The following is a 17,606-nucleotide window of genomic DNA, read 5'->3' on the forward strand; positions in this document are numbered from 1 at the left end:
GGTAACACTGCTCGACCGATCGGTCAGATTTGCTGCACTTTTTATGGCTTAAACTGCCTTTCGATTAAACCTGCGGGCCTTTCGCCAGTCACAGACTGCATAGGGGCCGCTTCGGTCTGCCGTTTCAGCTGTGCGTCGGGTAATCGGCGTGCAGTCGTGATCAGGAGCTTTGTGCATGACGCGCACTGGAAAAATCTTCAGTTGGACCTTCGCCATCCTCGTGCTGCTAGTGGCAGCCTTGATTCTGATCATCGTGTTCTTCGACTGGAACCGGATCAAACCCACCATCAACGCCAAAGTCTCGGAAGAACTGCACCGGGCGTTTGCCATCAATGGCAACCTCGCGGTGATCTGGCAGCGCGAGCCGGAAGAGGGCGGCTGGCGTGCCTGGGTGCCGTGGCCGCACGTGGTCGCGGAGGACCTGAGCCTGGGCAATCCGGACTGGTCGAAGCAGCCGCAGATGGTCACGCTGAAACGCGTCGAGCTGCGCATTTCGCCGCTGGCCCTGCTGGCCCAGCGCGTGGTGATTCCGCGCATCGACCTGACCGAGCCGAATGCCGAGCTGCAACGTCTGGCCGATGGCCGCGCCAACTGGACCTTCAAATTCGACCCCAAGGATCCGAACGCCGAGCCATCGAACTGGGTGGTCGACATCGGCGCGATCGGCTTCGATAAGGGCCACGTGACCCTCGACGATCAGACCCTGAAAACCAACCTTGATGTGCTGATCGACCCGCTCGGCAAGCCGATCCCCTTCAGCGAGATCGTCGGCGACAAAGCGGCGAAAACCGCGCAGGACAAGGGCGGCGCACCGCAGGACTACGCTTTTGCGCTCAAGGTCAAAGGCCAGTACCACGCGCAGAATCTCACCGGGCAGGGCAAGATCGGCGGACTGTTGGCTTTGCAGGACGCGAGCAAACCGTTCCCGTTGCAGGCCCAGGCGAAGATTGGCGACACACGAATCGAGCTGGCCGGCACCCTCACCGACCCGCTCAACCTCGGCGCCCTCGACCTGCGCCTGAAGCTCGCCGGCGATAGCCTTGGCAATCTCTATCCGCTGACCGGCGTAACCCTGCCAGACACGCCACCGTATTCCACCGACGGCCACCTGATCGCCAAGCTGCATGACGAGGCCGGGGCGAGATTCACTTACGAGAAATTCAATGGCAAGATCGGCGACAGCGACATCCACGGCGACCTCACCTACATCGCCAGCCAGCCACGGCCGAAACTCAGCGGTGCGTTGCTCTCCAATCAACTGCTGTTCGCCGACCTCGCGCCATTGATCGGCGCCGACTCCAACACCGAACAGAAAGCCCGTGGCGGTGCGAGCAAGCAACCCGCGGACAAGGTTCTGCCGGTAGAAGAGTTCAAGACCGACCGCTGGCGCGCCATGGATGCCGATGTCGAGTTCACCGGCAAACGTATCGTCCACAGCGAGAAGCTGCCGTTCAACGACCTCTATACCCATGTGAAACTCAACGATGGCGAGCTCAGCCTGGAACCGCTGCGCTTCGGCGTCGCTGGCGGCACCCTGGATGCACAGATTCGCCTCAATGGCCGCACCGAACCACTGGAAGGCCGGGCGCGTTTGACCGCACGCAAGTTCAAGCTGAAAGAGTTGTTCCCGACTTTCGAACCGATGAAAACCAGTTTCGGTGAGCTCAACGGCGACGCCGACATCAGCGGCCGTGGCAACTCCGTAGCGAAACTGCTTGGCGGCGCCAACGGCAATCTGAAGATGCTGATCAACGACGGTGCGATCAGCCGTGAGCTGATGGAACTGGCCGGGCTCAACGTCGGCAACTACGTGGTCGGGAAGATCTTTGGCGACAAGGAAGTGAAGATCAACTGCGCGGCGGCGGACTTCGATATCAAGACCGGCCTGGCGACCACGCGGCTGTTTGTCTTCGATACCGAGAACGCGATTATCTACATCGATGGCACGGCAAACATGGCCACCGAGCAACTCGATCTGACCGTGACGCCTGAATCCAAGGGCTGGCGCCTGATCTCCCTGCGCTCGCCGCTGTATGTGCGCGGCAAGTTCATCAAGCCGGATGCCGGCGTCAAAGCCGTACCGTTGATGCTGCGTGGAGCGGGGATGGTCGCGTTGGGCGTGATCGCCGCACCGGCGGCAGGATTGCTGGCGCTGGTGGCGCCGAGCGGTGGCGAGCCGAATCAATGCGCGCCGTTGCTGGAGCAGATGAAGCAGGGCAAGGCGCCGGTGACCGTCAAACCTACCAAGTAAGCAGGGCAGATCAAAAGATCGCAGCCTTCGGCAGCTCCTACATTTGGAATGCGTTCCTTGTGTAGGAGCTGCCGAAGGCTGCGATCTTTTGCTGTTAAGGGTTACAGGTCGTTGAGGATGTCCGCCATGTCGTCGGCGTGCTCTTCTTCCTGGGCGAGGATGTCTTCGAAGATGCGGCGGGTGGTCGGGTCCTTGTCGCCGATGTACTGGATGATTTCCCGGTAGCTGTCGATCGCGATACGCTCGGCCACCAGATCCTCGTAAACCATTTCCTTGAGCGAATTGCCGGCCACGTACTGCGCGTGGGACAGCTTGCTCAGCAGGTCGGGATTGAACTCCGGCTCGCCGCCCAGTTGCACAATGCGTTCAGCGAGGCGATCGGCGTGTTCGGCTTCCTGGTTGGCATGCTCGAGGAATTCGTCGGCGGCGACGTTGGCTTTCAGGCCGTTGGCCATGAAGTAGTGGCGCTTGTAGCGTAATACGCAGACCAGTTCGGTGGCCAGCGACTCGTTCAGCAAGCGCAGCACCTCCTCACGGTTGGCACTGTAGGTCTCGGTGACCGCGCCGTTTTCCACGTGTTGCCGTGCGCGTTCGCGCAGGGTTTGAACATCAGACAAATGCAGGTCACTCATTTCATTCTCCTGGAGGCTAATCCGATGGGCGCCACGTTCTGAAGACGCGGTCGCTACCCAGGTTGTGAGTCTTGAGCGAAGCGAAAAGTTTTATGCGATTTACGCCGGACGCGCTGCAGGAACTGCTGAAGACTGCTATGTCCGGAGGGCCTGACGCTGGTCAATCCGGTTTCGGTGGAGCGGATCGTGGCGGGCTGAAGTAGGCTCATCGTTCAGTTGTCATCGTCACGTTGGATGCTTGGCGGGCGTCTTGCACGTCAGGCCTCCACTCACCGCGCACAAGGATGTAACCCATGTCGACACGTTATCCACTGGTGCTGGTGCCGGGCATGCTCGGCTTTGTCCGGCTGGTGCTTTACCCGTACTGGTTCGGGGTCATCAAGGCCTTGCGCCGTGGTGGTGCGACGGTGATCGCGGTGCAGGTTTCGCCGCTCAACTCCACCGAAGTGCGCGGTGAGCAGTTGCTGGCGCGGATCGAGGACATTCTCCGCGAGAGCGGGGCGCACAAGGTCAATCTGTTCGGTCACAGCCAGGGGGCGCTGACGGCGCGCTATGCAGCGGCGAAACGTCCCGATCTGGTCGCCTCGGTAACCTCCGTGGCCGGGCCGAATCACGGTTCGGAGCTGGCCGATCATCTGGAAAAAAACTATCCGGCGAACACCGTCAAAGGGCGTCTGCTCGAAGCATTGTTGCGCTTGATCGGCTGGATCATGGCGATGCTCGACACCGGTTATCACGGGCCAAGATTGCCTGTGGATATCCACGCCTCCCACCACTCGCTGACGACGGCGGGCGTTGCCTTGTTCAATCAGCGGTATCCACAAGGGTTGCCGCAAACCTGGGGCGGGCAGGGCCCGGAAGAGGTTAACGGTGTACGGTACTACTCTTGGTCAGGAACGCTGCAACCGGGCAAGACCGATCGTGGTGGCAATCTTTTCGACGGCACCAATCGCAGTTGCCGCCTGTTCGCCACGACCTTCGTTCGCGAGCGCGGGCAGTGCGATGGCATGGTCGGTCGTTACAGCTCGCATCTGGGCACGGTAATCGGTGATGACTATCCGCTGGATCATTTCGACATCGTCAATCAGTCGCTGGGCCTGGTGGGCAAGGGCGCGGATCCGGTGCGGCTGTTTGTCGAGCATGCGGCGCGGCTGGAGGCGGCTGGGTGTTAGCAGTCAGACCGCGTTATCGTTCTTCGCGAGCAGGCTCGCTCCCACAGGTGTCTGCATTTCAACTGAAGGAATGCGCTTGAATGTGGGAGCGAGCCTGCTCGCGAAGGGGCCTTATCAGGCGACGCTGATCCTGCGGCCCAACACTGTGGTCCAGCGCTCCGACAAAACCACCCCACCCAAGGTCAGCAATCCGCCCACCAGGTGATACATCGCCAACTGCTCCCTCAGCACCACCGCGGCAATCATCGCGGTAATCAGCGGCAGCAGGTTGAAGAACAACGTTGTCCGGCTCGGCCCCAGCCGCTGCACCGCCTGCATCCACGCCAGCGGCGCGACCATCGAAGCGAGCAGGCACGCATACAGCACCAGCGGCACGTTCTGCAGATTCAAACCGGTCTTCGGCGACACCGCGAACAACGGAAACAACACCACAATCGCCACCAGCACCTGCAAGTACAGGAGCACCAACGGTGGCAGGCGCAGCTGCCATTTTTTCAACAGCGTGCTGTAAACCGCATAGGCCAGCGTCGCGATCAGCATCATCGCGTCACCCATGTTGACCCCGTGTTGCAGCAGCGCACCGAGGCTGCCGGCCGACACCACCACCAGCACGCCAGCGAACGACAGCACTGCGCCGACCAGGGCGCCAGCCGTCAGGCGCTGACCGAGGCTGACGATCGCCATGGCCAGCGACATCAACGGCATCAGCGAGAGAATGATGCCCATGTTGGTGGCCGTGGTCAGGGTCGCGGCGAAGTAAGCGAGGCTCTGATACACCGCCATGCCGAGCACGCCGAGGACGAAGATCCGCCCCAGGTTCGGCCGAATCTGCGGCCAGTGCGCGATGACTTTGCGCAGCATGAACGGCGTAAACAGCAGCCCGGCCAGCAGCCAGCGATAGAAACCGATCTCGGCGGGGAAGATCGCCCCGACGGCCAGTTTGTTGATCACGGTATTGCCGGCCCAGATGAAAATCGCCAGCAGGGGAAACGCGTATTGCATGGGACAAAACCAGAACGTTGATGAAGCGCGATTATCCCCTGTCTGGATGCAGGCCTATACTGCGAACCAGACAACCTGCACCTGCATCCGGACAGCATGAACAGCAAACACATCGACTTGCTCGCATTCAGCCAATTGCCGTCAGCGGTGTACTTCCGCTACGCCGATTTCAATGCCCACGAATATGCCGCGCCCCATCGGCATCCCTGGGGCACGCTGGAATACGCGGCCCATGGCGTGCTGCACATGGATGTCGACGGCAGTCGCTTCATGTCGCCGCCGCAATACGCGGTGTGGGTGCCGCCCGAGGTCGAGCACAGTTTCTACAGTCATCAACCGGTCAACTACCGCGCGGTGTGCCTTGATCCCGATGTCTGCGCGCGCTTGCCGGCGCGCGCCTGCACGTTGGCAATCAGCGACATTCTCAAGGCGATCCTCAAGGACTTCGCCGCCCGCGATGTGAAGATCCCCGAACATTCGGCCGACCAGCGTCTGGCTCAGGTGCTGGTCGATCAACTGCAACAAGCGCCGGTGCAGGAATGTTACCTGCCGTATGCGAGCAGTCCCGGGCTGCTGACGATTCTGGAAACCTTGCAGGCCGCGCCGGGCGACAATCAGCCCTTGGCGCATTGGGCCGCGCAGGTGCATGTCAGCGAGCGCACGCTGGCGCGGCAGTTTGTCCGCGAGCTGGGCATGAGCTTTGGCGAGTGGCGTCAGCGCCTGCGTTATCTGGCGGCGATCGAAGCGCTGGAGACGTCACGTTCGGTGCAGGAAATCGCTTTCGATCTCGGCTACAGCAGCGGCTCGGCCTTCATCGCCATGTTTTCCCGCCAGGCCGGTTGTACGCCAGAGCAGTATCGGCGCAGTCACCTCGAGGGCAGGAAGGTGTAACAAGCTTTGACTACACTGCGACAGAGGCCGCATCCATCGGTGCGGCAACAAGGAGAAAACTCCATGAAGATGTTGCGTGTGCCGTTGTTGATGATCGGTCTGCTCCTGTGTTCCCAGGGTTTCGCCGCCACGGCGCAACAGAACAAGATGACCACCTGCAATGCCGATGCGACCGCCAAGAGCTTGAAGGGCGATGAGCGCAAGGCGTTCATGAGCACCTGCCTGAAAGCGGCGCCAGCGGCCAACGATGGCAAGGCGCTGACCCCGCAGCAGCAGAAAATGACTACCTGCAATGCCGATGCGAAAACCAAGGCGCTGACCGGCGATGCGCGCAAGACATTCATGAGTGAGTGTCTGAAGAAGAAATAAGCGGGCGCCATGCGTGTCCGATTGATTCGGTCGGCTTGAGATTTGCCCTCACCCTCTCCCGGAGGGAGAGGGGACCGACCGCATGGATACCGACAGGAACTGTGGTCTGAAATACCGAGTCGATGGCGGATTCGGCGCTGCACGTTCAGGTCGGCAAATTTCTCGAGCAACCCCCAATCGGTCCCCTCTCCCTCTGGGAGAGGGCTAGGGTGAGGGGGAAAATCGCACGCGTTGCAGGAAAATCCGAAACCCCGCATATCCCTAGTGCTAACCCCGGATCGCTGGCAGACTGCCCATCCTTTCACGCCGTTCGTTTTGAGGCTGTATGCCAACGTTTTCTCAGCGTCATGTTGTGTTCTGGGTCAGTTGCATCATCATTTTTGGCGGATTGCTGCTGGTGCTGCCGCTGCGCCTGTTGCCGAGCCTGCTGGCCGGGTTGCTGGTGTTCGAGTTGGTCAACATGCTCACCCCGCAACTGCAACGGCTGATCGAAGGGCGGCGTGCGCGCTGGTTGGCGGTGGCGCTGCTCGGCACGCTGGTGGTGAGTGTGCTGGCGCTGATCTTCGCCGGGGCTATCAGTTTCCTCCTGCATGAAGCGGAAAATCCGGGCGCTTCGCTGGATAAATTCATGGGCGTGGTCGATCGCGCGCGGGGGCAGTTGCCGCCGTTCATCGACGCCTATCTGCCGGCCAGCGCGGCGGAATTTCGCGTGGCGATCGGCGAGTGGGCGAGCAAGCATCTGGCCGACCTGCAACTGGTCGGCAAGGACGCCGCGCACATGTTCGTCACCCTGCTGATCGGCATGGTGCTCGGCGCGATCATCGCCCTGCAGCGCATCCCCGACGTGACCAAGCGCAAACCCCTGGCCGCGGCCCTGTTCGACCGTCTGCATCTGCTGGTGCAGGCGTTTCGCAATATCGTCTTCGCCCAGATCAAGATTTCCCTGCTCAACACGGTGTTCACCGGGATCTTCCTCGCAGTGATCCTGCCGATGTTCGGCATCAAGCTGCCGCTGACCAAAACCCTGATCGTGCTGACCTTCCTGCTCGGCCTGCTGCCGGTGATCGGCAACCTGATGTCGAACACGCTGATCACCATCGTCGGCCTGTCGCTGTCGATCTGGGTAGCGCTCGCCGCGCTGGGCTACCTGATCGTTATCCACAAGCTCGAATACTTCCTCAACGCGCGCATCGTCGGCGGGCAGATCAGTGCCAAATCGTGGGAATTGCTTCTGGCAATGCTGGTGTTCGAAGCCGCGTTCGGTTTGCCGGGCGTGGTGGCGGGACCGATTTATTACGCGTACCTGAAGAGTGAGTTGAAGCTGGGCGGGATGGTTTGAGCTGACTGTCTGGCTGTCGACCATTGTGGCGAGGGAGCTTGCTCCCTCGCCACAATGGTTGTAGTCAGTTCATGGCGCCGTAGCGCTTCATCGCTTCAATCGCCAAACCGCTACCAATGCTGCCAAAGATGTTGCCTTCGACATGCCGCGCGTTCGGCAACATTGCTGACACGCTGTTGCGCAGGGCCGGGATGCCGCTCGAACCCCCAGTGAAAAACACCGTGTCGACCTGATCGACCGCAACTCCGGCGTCATTCAACAGCTGCGTAACGCTGCCGCGCACGCGCTCGAGCAAAGCTTCGATTGCCGATTCGAACAGCGCACGCGTCAGCTCGACGCTCAGGCCGGCTTCGATGCGGTCCAGCGGCACGTGACGGCTGTCGGCGTGGGTCAGCTGGATCTTGGTTTCTTCGACTTCCATCGCCAGCCAGTGGCCGGCGCGCTGTTCGATCAGTTTGAACAGGCGATCGATGCCGCCGGTGTCTTCGATGTCGTAGCGCATGCTGCCCAGGGCCAGCGTGGACTTCTGCGAGTACACCGAGTTGATCGTGTGCCAGGTCGCCAGGTTCATATGGTGGCTGGTCGGCATGTAGGCACCGCTTTTCATCCGGCTGCCGTAGCCGAACAGCGGCATCAGGCCCTGCAGGCTCAGCTGTTTGTCGAAGTCGGTACCGCCGATGTGCACGCCGCCGGTGGCGAGGATGTCCTCGTGACGGTTATCCACAGCGCGGCGCTCAGGCGACAGGCGCACCAGCGAGAAGTCGGAGGTACCACCGCCGATGTCGACGATCAGCACCAGCTCTTCTTTTTCGATGGTCGACTCATAGTCGAATGCCGCCGCGATCGGCTCGTACTGGAACGACACGTCTTTGAAACCGATCTTGCGCGCCACTTCGACCAAGGTGTCTTCGGCTTCCTGGTCAGCCAACGGATCGTCATCGACGAAAAATACCGGACGGCCCAGCACCACTTGTTCGAATTCCCGACCGGCGGCGGCTTCGGCGCGGTGCTTGAGCTGACCGATGAACAGCCCGAGCAGGTCCTTGAACGGCATCGCCGTGCCGAGGACGCTGGTGTCGTGCTTGATCAGCTTGGAACCGAGCAGACTCTTGAGCGAGCGCATCAGCCGGCCTTCGTAGCCTTCCAGATACTCGTGCAGGGCCAGGCGACCGTACACCGGGCGGCGCTCCTCGATGTTGAAGAAGACCACCGACGGCAGGGTGATCTTGTCGTCTTCCAGCGCAATCATGGTGTCCATGCCGGGGCGCAGCCAGCCGACGGTGGAGTTGGACGTGCCGAAGTCGATGCCGCAGGCACGGGCTGGAGAGGCGTCTTTCATGTCTTTCGGATTCCGGTCAAAAAACGGCCGCGCAGTGTATGTCAGTGCGCGGCAGATTCGAAGGCCGGTCATCCGCTATTTCGCCACCTGGCAGGTTGAAAACCGCCGCATCGCCCCAAACTTGCTGGCATGGGCCGGCAGACACACCGGCGGTCGCAAGAACCGTCGTCCACTGCCGATAAACTTCTGCGGCGCCACCCGGTCACAACCTTGAGATCGGTCAACCCGGCACGCGCCAATCGGGCGCACGCTGGCCTCGGCGCGAAATCGATAACGGATGGTGATCCTTCAATGGACTTCAAAGACTATTACAAGATACTCGGCGTGGAGCCGACAGCCGACGACAAGGCCATCAAAGCGGCCTATCGCAAGCTGGCGCGCAAATACCACCCCGATGTCAGCAAGGAAAAAGACGCCGAGGCCAAGTTCAAGGACGCCTCGGAAGCCTATGAAGCGCTGAAAAGCGCCGACAAGCGCGCCGAATACGACGAGTTGCGTCGTTATGGCCAGCACGGTCAGCCGTTCCAGGGGCCACCGGGTTGGCAGAGCCGTGGCGGTTTTGGCGGCGGCGGTGGCGACACCGGCGACTTCTCGGACTTCTTCAGTTCGATCTTCGGCAATCGCGGCCCCGGTTTCGGTGGCGCCGAGAGCCGCCAATCACGCGGACGCCGAGGGCAAGACGTGGAAATGGAATTGCCGGTCTTCCTCGAAGAAACCCTGTCGAACGAATCGAAGAAAGTCACCTTTCAGGTGCCGCAATACAACGCGCACGGCCAGCACGTGAGCAACACCAGCAAGAGCCTGAACGTGAAGATCCCGGCCGGCGTGACCGACGGCGAGCGCATTCGCCTCAAAGGCCAGGGCGCACCGGGCATCGGTGGCGGAGCGAATGGCGATCTGTACCTGACCATTCGTTTTGCGCCGCACCCGAAATTCGATGTCGAAGGCGAAAACCTGATCATTACCTTGCCGCTGGCGCCGTGGGAGCTGGCATTGGGCACTGAAGTGGCCGTGCCGACCCTGACCGGCAAGATCAACCTCAAGGTTCCGGCCGGCAGTCAGAATGGCCAGCGCATGCGTGCCAAGGGCCACGGCCTGCTGAACAAGGCCGGCGAGCGCGGTTATCTGTTCGTGCAACTCAAGGCCGTGATGCCGAAAGCGTCCGACGATGAGGTCAAGGCGCTGTGGCAGGAATTGGCGAAGAAAGCTGCGTTCAACCCGCGAGAGAACTTCTGAACCCGACGACGGAGTAGCCCATCATGAGCAGCCCCCTGATCGTTCAACTGGACCTGGCAGAATTCTGTGAGGCGGCCGATTTGTCGGACGTCTACGTGATCGAAATCGTCGAGCACGGCATCCTCGAACCTCAGGGCGCGCAGCCCCGGGAATGGCGCTTCACCGATTACGAACTGGCGCTGGCCAAACGTGCGGCGAAGCTGCGGCGTGATCTTGAGCTGGAGTGGGAAGGCGTGGCGCTGGCCCTGGACCTGCTGGAGGAAGTGCAAGCGCTGCGCGCCGAGAACCGCATGTTGCGGCAACGGTTGGGGCGCCTGGTGGTGGAATAGAGGGTCTGAAGGCTGTGTGCGGGTCATCAGCGGGTTAGTGTTTGCGCGTGTTTCCATCCATGTTAAGCGTGAGCAGGGTCTGATACTTTTTCGCGCTCAGGTCGGCAATGGATGCCGACTGTCGTAGCGCCAGCCACGCGGGCCAGCGCTACGCAAACTTTGCAAGGAAGCCTGCTCATGCCAGTCAAACCCAAACCGCCCAAAACGGCCACAGCCGATGTGAACACGCCTGCGCGCCCGCCTGGCGATGCAACTGCGCAGGGTCTTGAAACGCTGCGCATTACCCCCGATCCGGTCATTCACCAGACCCCGCGCGATACGCAAGGAACCGGCGACGGCACGCGGCAGATCGAGACCGCAGCCGCAACGCCGAACATCCAGGTTCACCCATCATCGTCCAGCGCTTCAATGGCCGCGACCGCTGAAGCCGTTTCTCTGCAGCATTATCTGATTCCCTCGACGGTTGCCTTGCCAGGCGCCGATGCTCAGGGGTTTCGTGTGTTCAAGGGACGTCAATACGCCGACCTGCAGAATGGCGGTACCGTCCTGCTTGGCGTCGATGCCGAAACCGGTCTGTACCGGGCCACATTACCCAGCGAGGCGCGAGCCTCCGGTCCCACTCTCGCGTTCGACCCGCTGCACAATCACTGGTATCCGCTGCAGGATTTCACCGCGCCCGCGGACGGTTCCGTACTCCTGCCGCGGAAAAACCGCAGGGTAAGCCGGCAGAGTGACGATGAATTCGAGTCGGCGCTCGAAGAGCTGCCCACTGATCACGAGGGCGCTGGCGAGACGTTTTATCTGGCCTCCGAATCAATGCCGATCCAGCCTTACACGGCGGAAGAACTGAACACGATGCGCAGTGAAACGCGTTATTCATTCCTGGCCAATCAATTGGGTACCTACAACCGCGCCAACAACGGCAAGTATCCGCTGCGGGACACCGCTGGCCGGCCGATTCGCATCAAAAAACTGCAAACGAAAGTGCGCTTCGAAAACGGCGATCTCTACACCTCCGAGCAGATCAAACCTTACATCAGGTTTGAAGGGTACGAGGATGTCGCGCGGCTGTATGAGGAGAAGCTGCAATGGCGCGTGTTTACCGAAGCCGATATGCAAGCCCCCGGTGAGCGGGCCTTGATCGGTCAGTCCATGGTGGTCGCCAACCGGCGCATCGCCAAAGGCGAGGCGCTGGGTGTCTACGGCGGGGCCATCACGCCAGCACGCTTCGTCCAGCCCCACGAACAGACCTTCACCATGCTTGCCGGGGTACGTTTGAAGTATGGCGCCGGAGAGTTTATCCCCGATCCGCTCGCGATCCTGGGTGACACCATCATGTCCCGCATCAACTCCACGTTTGAATACGACGCGACGGGCAAGCCTGTGCGTCAGGCAACGGAGGGGTACAACGTCGAGCTGGTGCCGTTCGATGTCGAGGCGCAGCAATGGATCGGCAAACAGTTGGTCACCAGGGATTTTATTCTCAACGCCGTATTTGCCACCCAGGACATCCCCGCGGGCACCGAGCTGCGTCTGGATTACAACTACAGCGAGCAACAGATGTCGTGGGCGTTTCCCTGAGCGTTTGCCGTGCACGGCTGAATACGGATGTGCCCGTCCGTATTCAGCCCCCGGCAGTTATCAGAACAGAAAGTAACGCTGCGCCATCGGCAGTGTTTCCGCCGGCTCGCACCACAGTAATACACCGTCAGCCTTGACCTGATAGGTCTGAGGATCGACATCGATGTCCGGCAGATAGTCGTTGTGGATCAGGTCGGTTTTCTGCACGTCGCGGCAGCCTTTGACCACCGCGATTTTCTTCTTCAGTCCCAAGGCTTGCGGCAGTCCGGCCTCCTGCGCCGCCTGACTGATAAAGGTCAGGCTGGTGGCGTGCAGTGAGCCACCGTAGCTGGCGAACATCGGCCGGTAGTGCACCGGTTGCGGCGTCGGAATCGAGGCGTTGGCATCGCCCATCAGGCTGGCGGCGATCGCGCCACCCTTGAGGATGAGCGTTGGCTTGACGCCGAAAAACGCCGGCCGCCAGAGCACCAGGTCTGCCCATTTGCCGACTTCGATCGAACCGACTTCATGGCTGATGCCGTGGGTGATTGCCGGGTTGATCGTGTATTTGGCGATGTAGCGTTTGGCGCGGAAGTTGTCGTTGCCTTCGCCATCCTGCGGCAGCGGGCCGCGCTGTTTTTTCATCTTGTCGGCTGTCTGCCAGGTTCGCGTGATGACTTCGCCGACGCGGCCCATGGCCTGACTGTCGGAGCTGATCATCGAAAACGCACCGAGGTCGTGGAGGATGTCTTCGGCGGCAATCGTCTCTCGGCGGATACGGCTCTCGGCGAAGGCGACGTCTTCGGCGATGCTTGGATCGAGGTGGTGGCAGACCATCAGCATGTCGAGGTGTTCGTCGATGGTGTTGCGGGTGAATGGCCGGGTCGGGTTGGTCGAACTCGGCAGCACGTTGGGGAAACCGCAGGCCTTGATGATGTCCGGCGCGTGGCCGCCACCGGCACCTTCGGTGTGATAGGTGTGGATCGTGCGGCCCTTGAACGCACCGAGGGTGGTTTCGACGAAACCGGATTCATTGAGGGTGTCGGTGTGGATCGCCACCTGCACATCGTACTGATCGGCGACGTTGAGGCAGTTGTCGATGCTCGCCGGGGTGGTGCCCCAGTCCTCGTGCAGCTTGAGGCCGATGGCGCCGGCCCTGACCTGTTCGATCAACGGCTCCGGCAGGCTGGCGTTGCCCTTGCCGGTCAGACCGATGTTCATCGGGAAGGCATCGGCGGCCTGGAGCATGCGCGCCAGATGCCACGGACCCGAGGTGCAGGTGGTGGCGTTGGTGCCGGTGGCAGGTCCCGTGCCGCCGCCGATCATGGTAGTCACGCCGCTCATCAGTGCTTCTTCGATCTGCTGCGGGCAGATGAAGTGGATATGCGTGTCGATGCCGCCAGCGGTGAGGATCATGCCTTCGCCGGCAATCACTTCGGTGCCGGCGCCGATGGCGATGGTCACGTCGGGCTGCACGTCGGGGTTGCCGGCCTTGCCGATCGCGGCAATGCGCCCGTCCTTGAGGCCGACATCGGCCTTGACGATGCCCCAGTGGTCGATGATCAGCGCATTGGTGATCAGTGTGTCGACCACTTCGGCGGCGAGCAACTGGCTCTGGCCCTGGCCGTCGCGGATGACTTTGCCACCACCGAATTTCACTTCCTCGCCGTAGGTGGTGAAGTCCTTCTCGACTTCGATCCACAGCTCGGTATCGGCCAGGCGCACCTTGTCGCCGACGGTGGGGCCGAACATGTCGGCGTAGGCTTGGCGGGAAATCTTCATGCTGCGTCCTTCAGGAAAATGGTGGTGAGCCATGGACCCTCACCCTAGCCCTCTCCCAGAGGGAGAGGGGACTGATCGCGGTCGTGCGGCTATCGGTGATCGGCTCCCTCTCCCTCGGGAGAGGGCTGGGGTGAGGGGCGGCGGTGCACGCCGATGTCAGAGATCACCCATGATGCGTCCGGCAAATCCGAACACCCGGCGATGCCCGGCGTAATCGACCAGTTCGACTTCACGACTCTGCCCCGGCTCGAAGCGCACGGCGGTGCCGGCGGGAATGTTCAGGCGCATGCCGCGACTGGCTGCGCGATCAAAGGTCAGCGCGTCGTTGGTTTCAAAAAAGTGATAGTGCGAGCCGACCTGGATCGGCCGGTCGCCGCTGTTGGCGACTTTCAGGCTGACGGTGCGACGGCCGACGTTGAGTTCGATGTCGCCGGGCTGGATCTGGTATTGGCCAGGAATCATCGCTGGGCTCCTTGCAGGACTTTGTAATAGAGCGCGGTCGGGCGATAGGTGCCGTTCGGGTCGCAGGCGTAATCAGGGATTTCGCCGGCGCGAACGTAGCCCAGCGCCTTGTAGAAATCTTCAGCCGGCGAGCCGGCCTCGGTGTCGAGATAAAGCATGCCGCGCTTGTGCTTGGGCGCTTCGAGTTCCAGCGCCTGCATCAGTTGCTGACCGAGACCGCGGCGCCGGGCGTGTTCGCGCACCAGCAGTTTCTGCACTTCGGCGCGGTTCAGACCGTTGGCTTTCTGGCACAGGCCCAATTGCACACTGGCCAGCACCTGCTCGTCCTTGACCACCACCCACAGCAGCGTGCTGCCCTTGTTGACGTTGTCCTGCACCTCGTCGAAATAGGCGCGCGCCTGCGCGGCATCGAGGTCGGCCATGAAACCGACGCTGGCGCCGTAACCGACGGCGTCGAGCAGCAGATCAATCAGGCCCTGGCGATAGTGGGCAAAACTCTCAGCGTTGACGCGGCGCAACTGGGCGGCGTTCATCGACATCACTCCTTGTGAACATTCGGCGGCGGTGCGCCGGGGTTGAGGGTCAACTGCATGAAGGTCAGGTCGAGCCAGCGGCCGAACTTGATGCCGACTTGCGGCATCTGCCCGGTGATGGTGAAACCGGCGCGTTCGTGCAGACGGATCGAGGCGGCGTTGCCGCTTTCGATGGCGGCAACCATGACGTGTTTGTCGCAGGTGCGGGCGCGTTCGATCAACGTGTTCATCAGTTGCGGGCCGAGGCCGTTGCCGCGCTGATCGCTGCGCACGTACACCGAATGCTCGACGGTGTGACGGAAACCGTCGAATGGCCGCCAGTCGCCGAACGAGACGTAACCCAGCACTGCGTTCTGGCTGTCGACGATCACCAGAATCGGGTACGCCTGCAGCTGACGGGCGTCGAACCAGGCCTCGCGGTTGCCGAGGTCGACAGCTTGTTCGTTCCAGATCGCCGTGGTGTTGAGCACGGCGTCGTTATAGATGTCGCGGATCGCCGGCAGATCGGCCCGGGTTGCATCGCGAATGGTGTAAGTCATGGCGCGGCCTCAGACGATCGGCTGGTGAACGGTGACCAGTTTGGTGCCGTCAGGGAACGTCGCCTCGACCTGGATTTCCGGGATCATTTCCGCGATGCCTTCCATCACTTGTTCGCGGCTGAGCAGGGTGGTGCCGTAGTGCATCAGCTCGGCCACGGTCTGGCCATCGCGGGCACCTTCGAGCAGCGCGGCGGAGATATAGGCCATGGCTTCCGGGTAGTTGAGTTTCACGCCACGGGCCAGCCGCCGTTCGGCGACGAGGCCGGCGGTGAAGATCAGCAGCTTGTCTTTTTCGCGTGGGGTCAGGTCCATTGTTGGAATCCAATATCGGCAGTTAAGAATGATCAGGTCGATCGCGATCTGTAGGAGCTGCCGAAGGCTGCGATCTTTTGATCTTGCTGTTAAAGATCAAGATCAAAAGATCGCAGCCTCGTTTCACTCGTCAGCTCCTACAGGGCAATGCATTTCAGGTGTTCCAGATTCGGGGGGGCATAGCCTCGCGCCCCAGCAGCACAGGCCTTAGCAGTCGCCACAAATCAATCAGCCAGGCGCGGGCTAGCAACGCTTCACCGGCCAGACACCGTGCCACCAGCAACCCCGGCAACTGAGTCAAATCCCCGCGCACCTCATGCCTCAGCGAGCGGCAACGCTCCAGCAGCTCGGCGTCTATCTCACCGGTCACCAGCATCGTCGCGAACACCGGTTGCCCATCCAGCCCGATTGGCGAGTCGAGCAAACCATCGTTGCCGACAATGCGCTGCCGTTCATGCCAGAGCAACCGACCATCGCGGCGTATATCCAGGTGCGCCTGAAAATGCCCGAGGTCGAAACGCTCGCCGCTGGCCGGACGGCCCAGCGCCACCACGTCCCAGTAGAACAGTCGCGCATCGCCTTCGAGTTCGATCGTCGTGCTCAACTCGGCCTGCGCGGCGCTGTAGACGATGGTTTCCTGCGGCAGCCATTCCAGGGTCGCGCCGGCAGCGACTTGCAAGTCGAGCTGCTGATACGCCGGCCCACCCGCGCGATACCATTTGGCGGCGCCGGGGCTGGTGATCTGTGCCCAGGCGTCGGGTTCGACGCGGGCGCTGATATCCAGCCGATCGCCGCCAGCGATCCCGCCCGGCGGATGGACGATGATGTGCTGGCAGACTTCGGGGCCTTCCGCGTACAGATGCTTTTGCACCCGCAGCGGGCCGAGGTGGCGGCGCATGACCGGGCGCGTGCAGTCGCCGAAACGCGCGTAGGCCAGTTCCAGCTCGGCGTGCCAGCTGGGGGTAAACAGGGCAGGTGCAGCAATTGAATTCATGGTGTTGTGATTATCGTTAGGAAGCTACAGATTAGACCGCCGCATTAGATTGTGACCAGCCCGCGTACACCTTCGGCCTCCATATTTTCACCGCGACCCTGCTGAACGATCTCGCCCCGGGACATCACCAGGTATTGATCGGCCAGTTCTGCGGCAAAGTCGTAGAACTGCTCGACCAGCAGAATCGCCATGTCACCGCGCGCCGCGAGCTGTTTGATCACCGCGCCGATTTCCTTGATCACCGACGGCTGTATGCCTTCCGTGGGCTCATCGAGAATCAGCAGTCGCGGACGGCTGGCCAGCGCTCGGCCGATCGCCAATTGTTGTTGCTGACCGCCGGACAGATCGCCGCCACGCCGCTGCTTCATTTGTAGCAGTACCGGGAACAGTTCGTAGATGAAACCTGGGACTTCTTTGGCCTCGCTGCCGGGAAAGCGCGACAGACCCATCAACAGATTTTCTTCTACCGTCAGCCGTCCGAAGATCTCACGGCCCTGCGGTACGTAGGCGATACCGGCATGCACGCGCTGATGCGGCTTGAACGTGGTGATCGGTTTGCCTTCCCAGTTCACCGCGCCTTCCTTGGCCGGCAGCAGGCCCATCAGGCATTTGAGCAGGGTGGTCTTGCCCACGCCGTTACGCCCTAGCAGGCAGGTGACTTCGCCGACTTTCACGTCAAAGCTCAGGCCACGCAGGATGTGGCTACCGCCGTAATACTGATGCAGCTTGTCGACTTGCAGCATGTTCGAATTCCTTCTGTTGCACACAGAACCCTGTGGGAGCGAGCCTGCTCGCGAATGCAGACTGACATTCAACATCTTCATCGCCTGATGCACCGCTTTCGCGAGCAGGCTCGCTCCCACA

The 17,606-nt window shown here is 61.4% G+C and carries 18 protein-coding genes; 8 read left to right on the top strand and 10 right to left on the bottom strand.

All coding sequences use genetic code 11. The features are described 5' to 3' along the window. The first annotated feature begins 175 nt into the window (after positions 1–175). Complete coding sequence (locus tag DCO47_RS11850; protein WP_116658152.1) at positions 176–2,251, top strand: AsmA family protein; 2,076 nt, start codon at positions 176–178, stop codon at positions 2,249–2,251. A 101-nt stretch (positions 2,252–2,352) separates the two neighbouring features. On the opposite strand, the gene DCO47_RS11855 is transcribed toward DCO47_RS11850, so the two are convergent. Continuing rightward, positions 2,353–2,883: a bacterioferritin gene (locus tag DCO47_RS11855; protein WP_042608942.1), complete on the bottom strand. Its 531-nt coding sequence runs from the start codon at positions 2,881–2,883 to the stop codon at positions 2,353–2,355. A gap of 293 nt (positions 2,884–3,176) precedes the next feature. Between DCO47_RS11855 and DCO47_RS11860 the strand changes: the two genes are divergently transcribed. Next, positions 3,177–4,055 (top strand): triacylglycerol lipase, encoded by an 879-nt coding sequence (locus DCO47_RS11860; RefSeq protein WP_116658153.1) that lies wholly within the window; start codon positions 3,177–3,179, stop codon positions 4,053–4,055. Positions 4,056–4,169: 114 nt separating this feature from the next. Here DCO47_RS11860 and DCO47_RS11865 read toward each other — a convergent pair whose 3' ends face one another. Next, positions 4,170–5,057: a DMT family transporter gene (locus DCO47_RS11865; protein WP_116658154.1), complete on the bottom strand. Its 888-nt coding sequence runs from the start codon at positions 5,055–5,057 to the stop codon at positions 4,170–4,172. Positions 5,058–5,153: 96 nt separating this feature from the next. On the opposite strand from DCO47_RS11865, the gene DCO47_RS11870 reads away from it, so the two are divergent. The 3 genes from DCO47_RS11870 to DCO47_RS11880 all read left to right on the top strand — a co-directional run bounded on the left by DCO47_RS11870 (position 5,154) and on the right by DCO47_RS11880 (position 7,656). Then, positions 5,154–5,948, top strand: a complete 795-nt coding sequence (locus DCO47_RS11870; protein WP_083354094.1) for a helix-turn-helix transcriptional regulator — start codon at positions 5,154–5,156, stop codon at positions 5,946–5,948. Positions 5,949–6,011: 63 nt separating this feature from the next. Further along, a complete protein-coding gene (locus tag DCO47_RS11875) occupies positions 6,012–6,317 on the top strand; it encodes a PsiF family protein (RefSeq protein ID WP_083354095.1) in 306 nt (101 codons plus the stop codon). Positions 6,318–6,642: 325 nt separating this feature from the next. Next, positions 6,643–7,656 carry an AI-2E family transporter gene (locus tag DCO47_RS11880; protein ID WP_039756974.1) on the top strand — a complete coding sequence of 338 codons (1,014 nt, stop codon included), beginning with the start codon at positions 6,643–6,645 and terminating at the stop codon, positions 7,654–7,656. Between the two features lie 64 nt (positions 7,657–7,720). Here DCO47_RS11880 and DCO47_RS11885 read toward each other — a convergent pair whose 3' ends face one another. Beyond that, positions 7,721–8,995 (bottom strand): Hsp70 family protein, encoded by a 1,275-nt coding sequence (locus DCO47_RS11885; protein ID WP_083354096.1) that lies wholly within the window; start codon positions 8,993–8,995, stop codon positions 7,721–7,723. A gap of 291 nt (positions 8,996–9,286) precedes the next feature. On the opposite strand from DCO47_RS11885, the gene DCO47_RS11890 reads away from it, so the two are divergent. From DCO47_RS11890 to DCO47_RS11900, 3 genes are all read left to right on the top strand, one after another. Continuing rightward, entirely contained in the window at positions 9,287–10,231 is a 945-nt protein-coding gene (locus DCO47_RS11890; RefSeq protein ID WP_024011397.1) for a DnaJ C-terminal domain-containing protein, read from the top strand. Between the two features lie 23 nt (positions 10,232–10,254). Beyond that, positions 10,255–10,560, top strand: a complete 306-nt coding sequence (locus tag DCO47_RS11895) for a chaperone modulator CbpM (protein WP_042608936.1) — start codon at positions 10,255–10,257, stop codon at positions 10,558–10,560. A gap of 177 nt (positions 10,561–10,737) precedes the next feature. Then, positions 10,738–12,141 carry a hypothetical protein gene (locus DCO47_RS11900; RefSeq protein ID WP_116658155.1) on the top strand — a complete coding sequence of 468 codons (1,404 nt, stop codon included), beginning with the start codon at positions 10,738–10,740 and terminating at the stop codon, positions 12,139–12,141. Positions 12,142–12,201: 60 nt separating this feature from the next. On the opposite strand, the gene ureC is transcribed toward DCO47_RS11900, so the two are convergent. The 7 genes from ureC to urtE all read right to left on the bottom strand — a co-directional run bounded on the left by ureC (position 12,202) and on the right by urtE (position 17,485). After that, positions 12,202–13,902 (bottom strand): urease subunit alpha, encoded by a 1,701-nt coding sequence (ureC, locus tag DCO47_RS11905; RefSeq protein WP_064363034.1) that lies wholly within the window; start codon positions 13,900–13,902, stop codon positions 12,202–12,204. Positions 13,903–14,058: 156 nt separating this feature from the next. Continuing rightward, positions 14,059–14,364, bottom strand: a complete 306-nt coding sequence (locus DCO47_RS11910; protein WP_064363032.1) for an urease subunit beta — start codon at positions 14,362–14,364, stop codon at positions 14,059–14,061. Then, the gene (locus DCO47_RS11915) at positions 14,361–14,897 is read right to left on the bottom strand and encodes a GNAT family N-acetyltransferase (protein ID WP_042608933.1); all 537 of its coding nucleotides are present in this window, start codon (positions 14,895–14,897) and stop codon (positions 14,361–14,363) included. The genes DCO47_RS11910 and DCO47_RS11915 overlap by 4 nt, the downstream gene beginning before the upstream one ends. A gap of 5 nt (positions 14,898–14,902) precedes the next feature. After that, positions 14,903–15,436 carry a GNAT family N-acetyltransferase gene (locus DCO47_RS11920; protein WP_116658156.1) on the bottom strand — a complete coding sequence of 178 codons (534 nt, stop codon included), beginning with the start codon at positions 15,434–15,436 and terminating at the stop codon, positions 14,903–14,905. Positions 15,437–15,445: 9 nt separating this feature from the next. After that, on the bottom strand, positions 15,446–15,748 hold the full coding sequence (ureA, locus tag DCO47_RS11925; protein ID WP_042608931.1) for an urease subunit gamma: 303 nt from the start codon (positions 15,746–15,748) through the stop codon (positions 15,446–15,448). A gap of 154 nt (positions 15,749–15,902) precedes the next feature. Beyond that, complete coding sequence (locus tag DCO47_RS11930; protein WP_116658157.1) at positions 15,903–16,742, bottom strand: urease accessory protein UreD; 840 nt, start codon at positions 16,740–16,742, stop codon at positions 15,903–15,905. A 44-nt stretch (positions 16,743–16,786) separates the two neighbouring features. Further along, positions 16,787–17,485, bottom strand: coding sequence for an urea ABC transporter ATP-binding subunit UrtE (gene urtE, locus DCO47_RS11935; RefSeq protein WP_016771889.1), 699 nt, complete (start codon positions 17,483–17,485; stop codon positions 16,787–16,789). Between the last annotated feature and the right edge of the window lie 121 nt (positions 17,486–17,606).

The sequence above is a fragment of the Pseudomonas sp. NDM genome (assembly GCF_003105095.1).
Lineage (GTDB): Bacteria > Pseudomonadota > Gammaproteobacteria > Pseudomonadales > Pseudomonadaceae > Aquipseudomonas > Aquipseudomonas moraviensis_A.

What these genes read in the sequence shown, in the direction of transcription:
- DCO47_RS11900 (WP_116658155.1), top strand. Translation starts at nt 10,738, where the DNA reads ATGCCAGTCAAACCCAAACCGCCCAAAACGGCCACAGCCGATGTGAAC.
- ureA (WP_042608931.1), bottom strand. Translation starts at nt 15,748, where the DNA reads ATGGACCTGACCCCACGCGAAAAAGACAAGCTGCTGATCTTCACCGCC.
- DCO47_RS11910 (WP_064363032.1), bottom strand. Translation starts at nt 14,364, where the DNA reads ATGATTCCTGGCCAATACCAGATCCAGCCCGGCGACATCGAACTCAAC.
- DCO47_RS11930 (WP_116658157.1), bottom strand. Translation starts at nt 16,742, where the DNA reads ATGAATTCAATTGCTGCACCTGCCCTGTTTACCCCCAGCTGGCACGCC.
- DCO47_RS11865 (WP_116658154.1), bottom strand. Translation starts at nt 5,057, where the DNA reads ATGCAATACGCGTTTCCCCTGCTGGCGATTTTCATCTGGGCCGGCAAT.
- DCO47_RS11880 (WP_039756974.1), top strand. Translation starts at nt 6,643, where the DNA reads ATGCCAACGTTTTCTCAGCGTCATGTTGTGTTCTGGGTCAGTTGCATC.
- DCO47_RS11895 (WP_042608936.1), top strand. Translation starts at nt 10,255, where the DNA reads ATGAGCAGCCCCCTGATCGTTCAACTGGACCTGGCAGAATTCTGTGAG.
- DCO47_RS11890 (WP_024011397.1), top strand. Translation starts at nt 9,287, where the DNA reads ATGGACTTCAAAGACTATTACAAGATACTCGGCGTGGAGCCGACAGCC.
- DCO47_RS11870 (WP_083354094.1), top strand. Translation starts at nt 5,154, where the DNA reads ATGAACAGCAAACACATCGACTTGCTCGCATTCAGCCAATTGCCGTCA.
- ureC (WP_064363034.1), bottom strand. Translation starts at nt 13,902, where the DNA reads ATGAAGATTTCCCGCCAAGCCTACGCCGACATGTTCGGCCCCACCGTC.
- DCO47_RS11855 (WP_042608942.1), bottom strand. Translation starts at nt 2,883, where the DNA reads ATGAGTGACCTGCATTTGTCTGATGTTCAAACCCTGCGCGAACGCGCA.
- DCO47_RS11915 (WP_042608933.1), bottom strand. Translation starts at nt 14,897, where the DNA reads ATGAACGCCGCCCAGTTGCGCCGCGTCAACGCTGAGAGTTTTGCCCAC.
- urtE (WP_016771889.1), bottom strand. Translation starts at nt 17,485, where the DNA reads ATGCTGCAAGTCGACAAGCTGCATCAGTATTACGGCGGTAGCCACATC.
- DCO47_RS11885 (WP_083354096.1), bottom strand. Translation starts at nt 8,995, where the DNA reads ATGAAAGACGCCTCTCCAGCCCGTGCCTGCGGCATCGACTTCGGCACG.
- DCO47_RS11850 (WP_116658152.1), top strand. Translation starts at nt 176, where the DNA reads ATGACGCGCACTGGAAAAATCTTCAGTTGGACCTTCGCCATCCTCGTG.
- DCO47_RS11920 (WP_116658156.1), bottom strand. Translation starts at nt 15,436, where the DNA reads ATGACTTACACCATTCGCGATGCAACCCGGGCCGATCTGCCGGCGATC.
- DCO47_RS11875 (WP_083354095.1), top strand. Translation starts at nt 6,012, where the DNA reads ATGAAGATGTTGCGTGTGCCGTTGTTGATGATCGGTCTGCTCCTGTGT.
- DCO47_RS11860 (WP_116658153.1), top strand. Translation starts at nt 3,177, where the DNA reads ATGTCGACACGTTATCCACTGGTGCTGGTGCCGGGCATGCTCGGCTTT.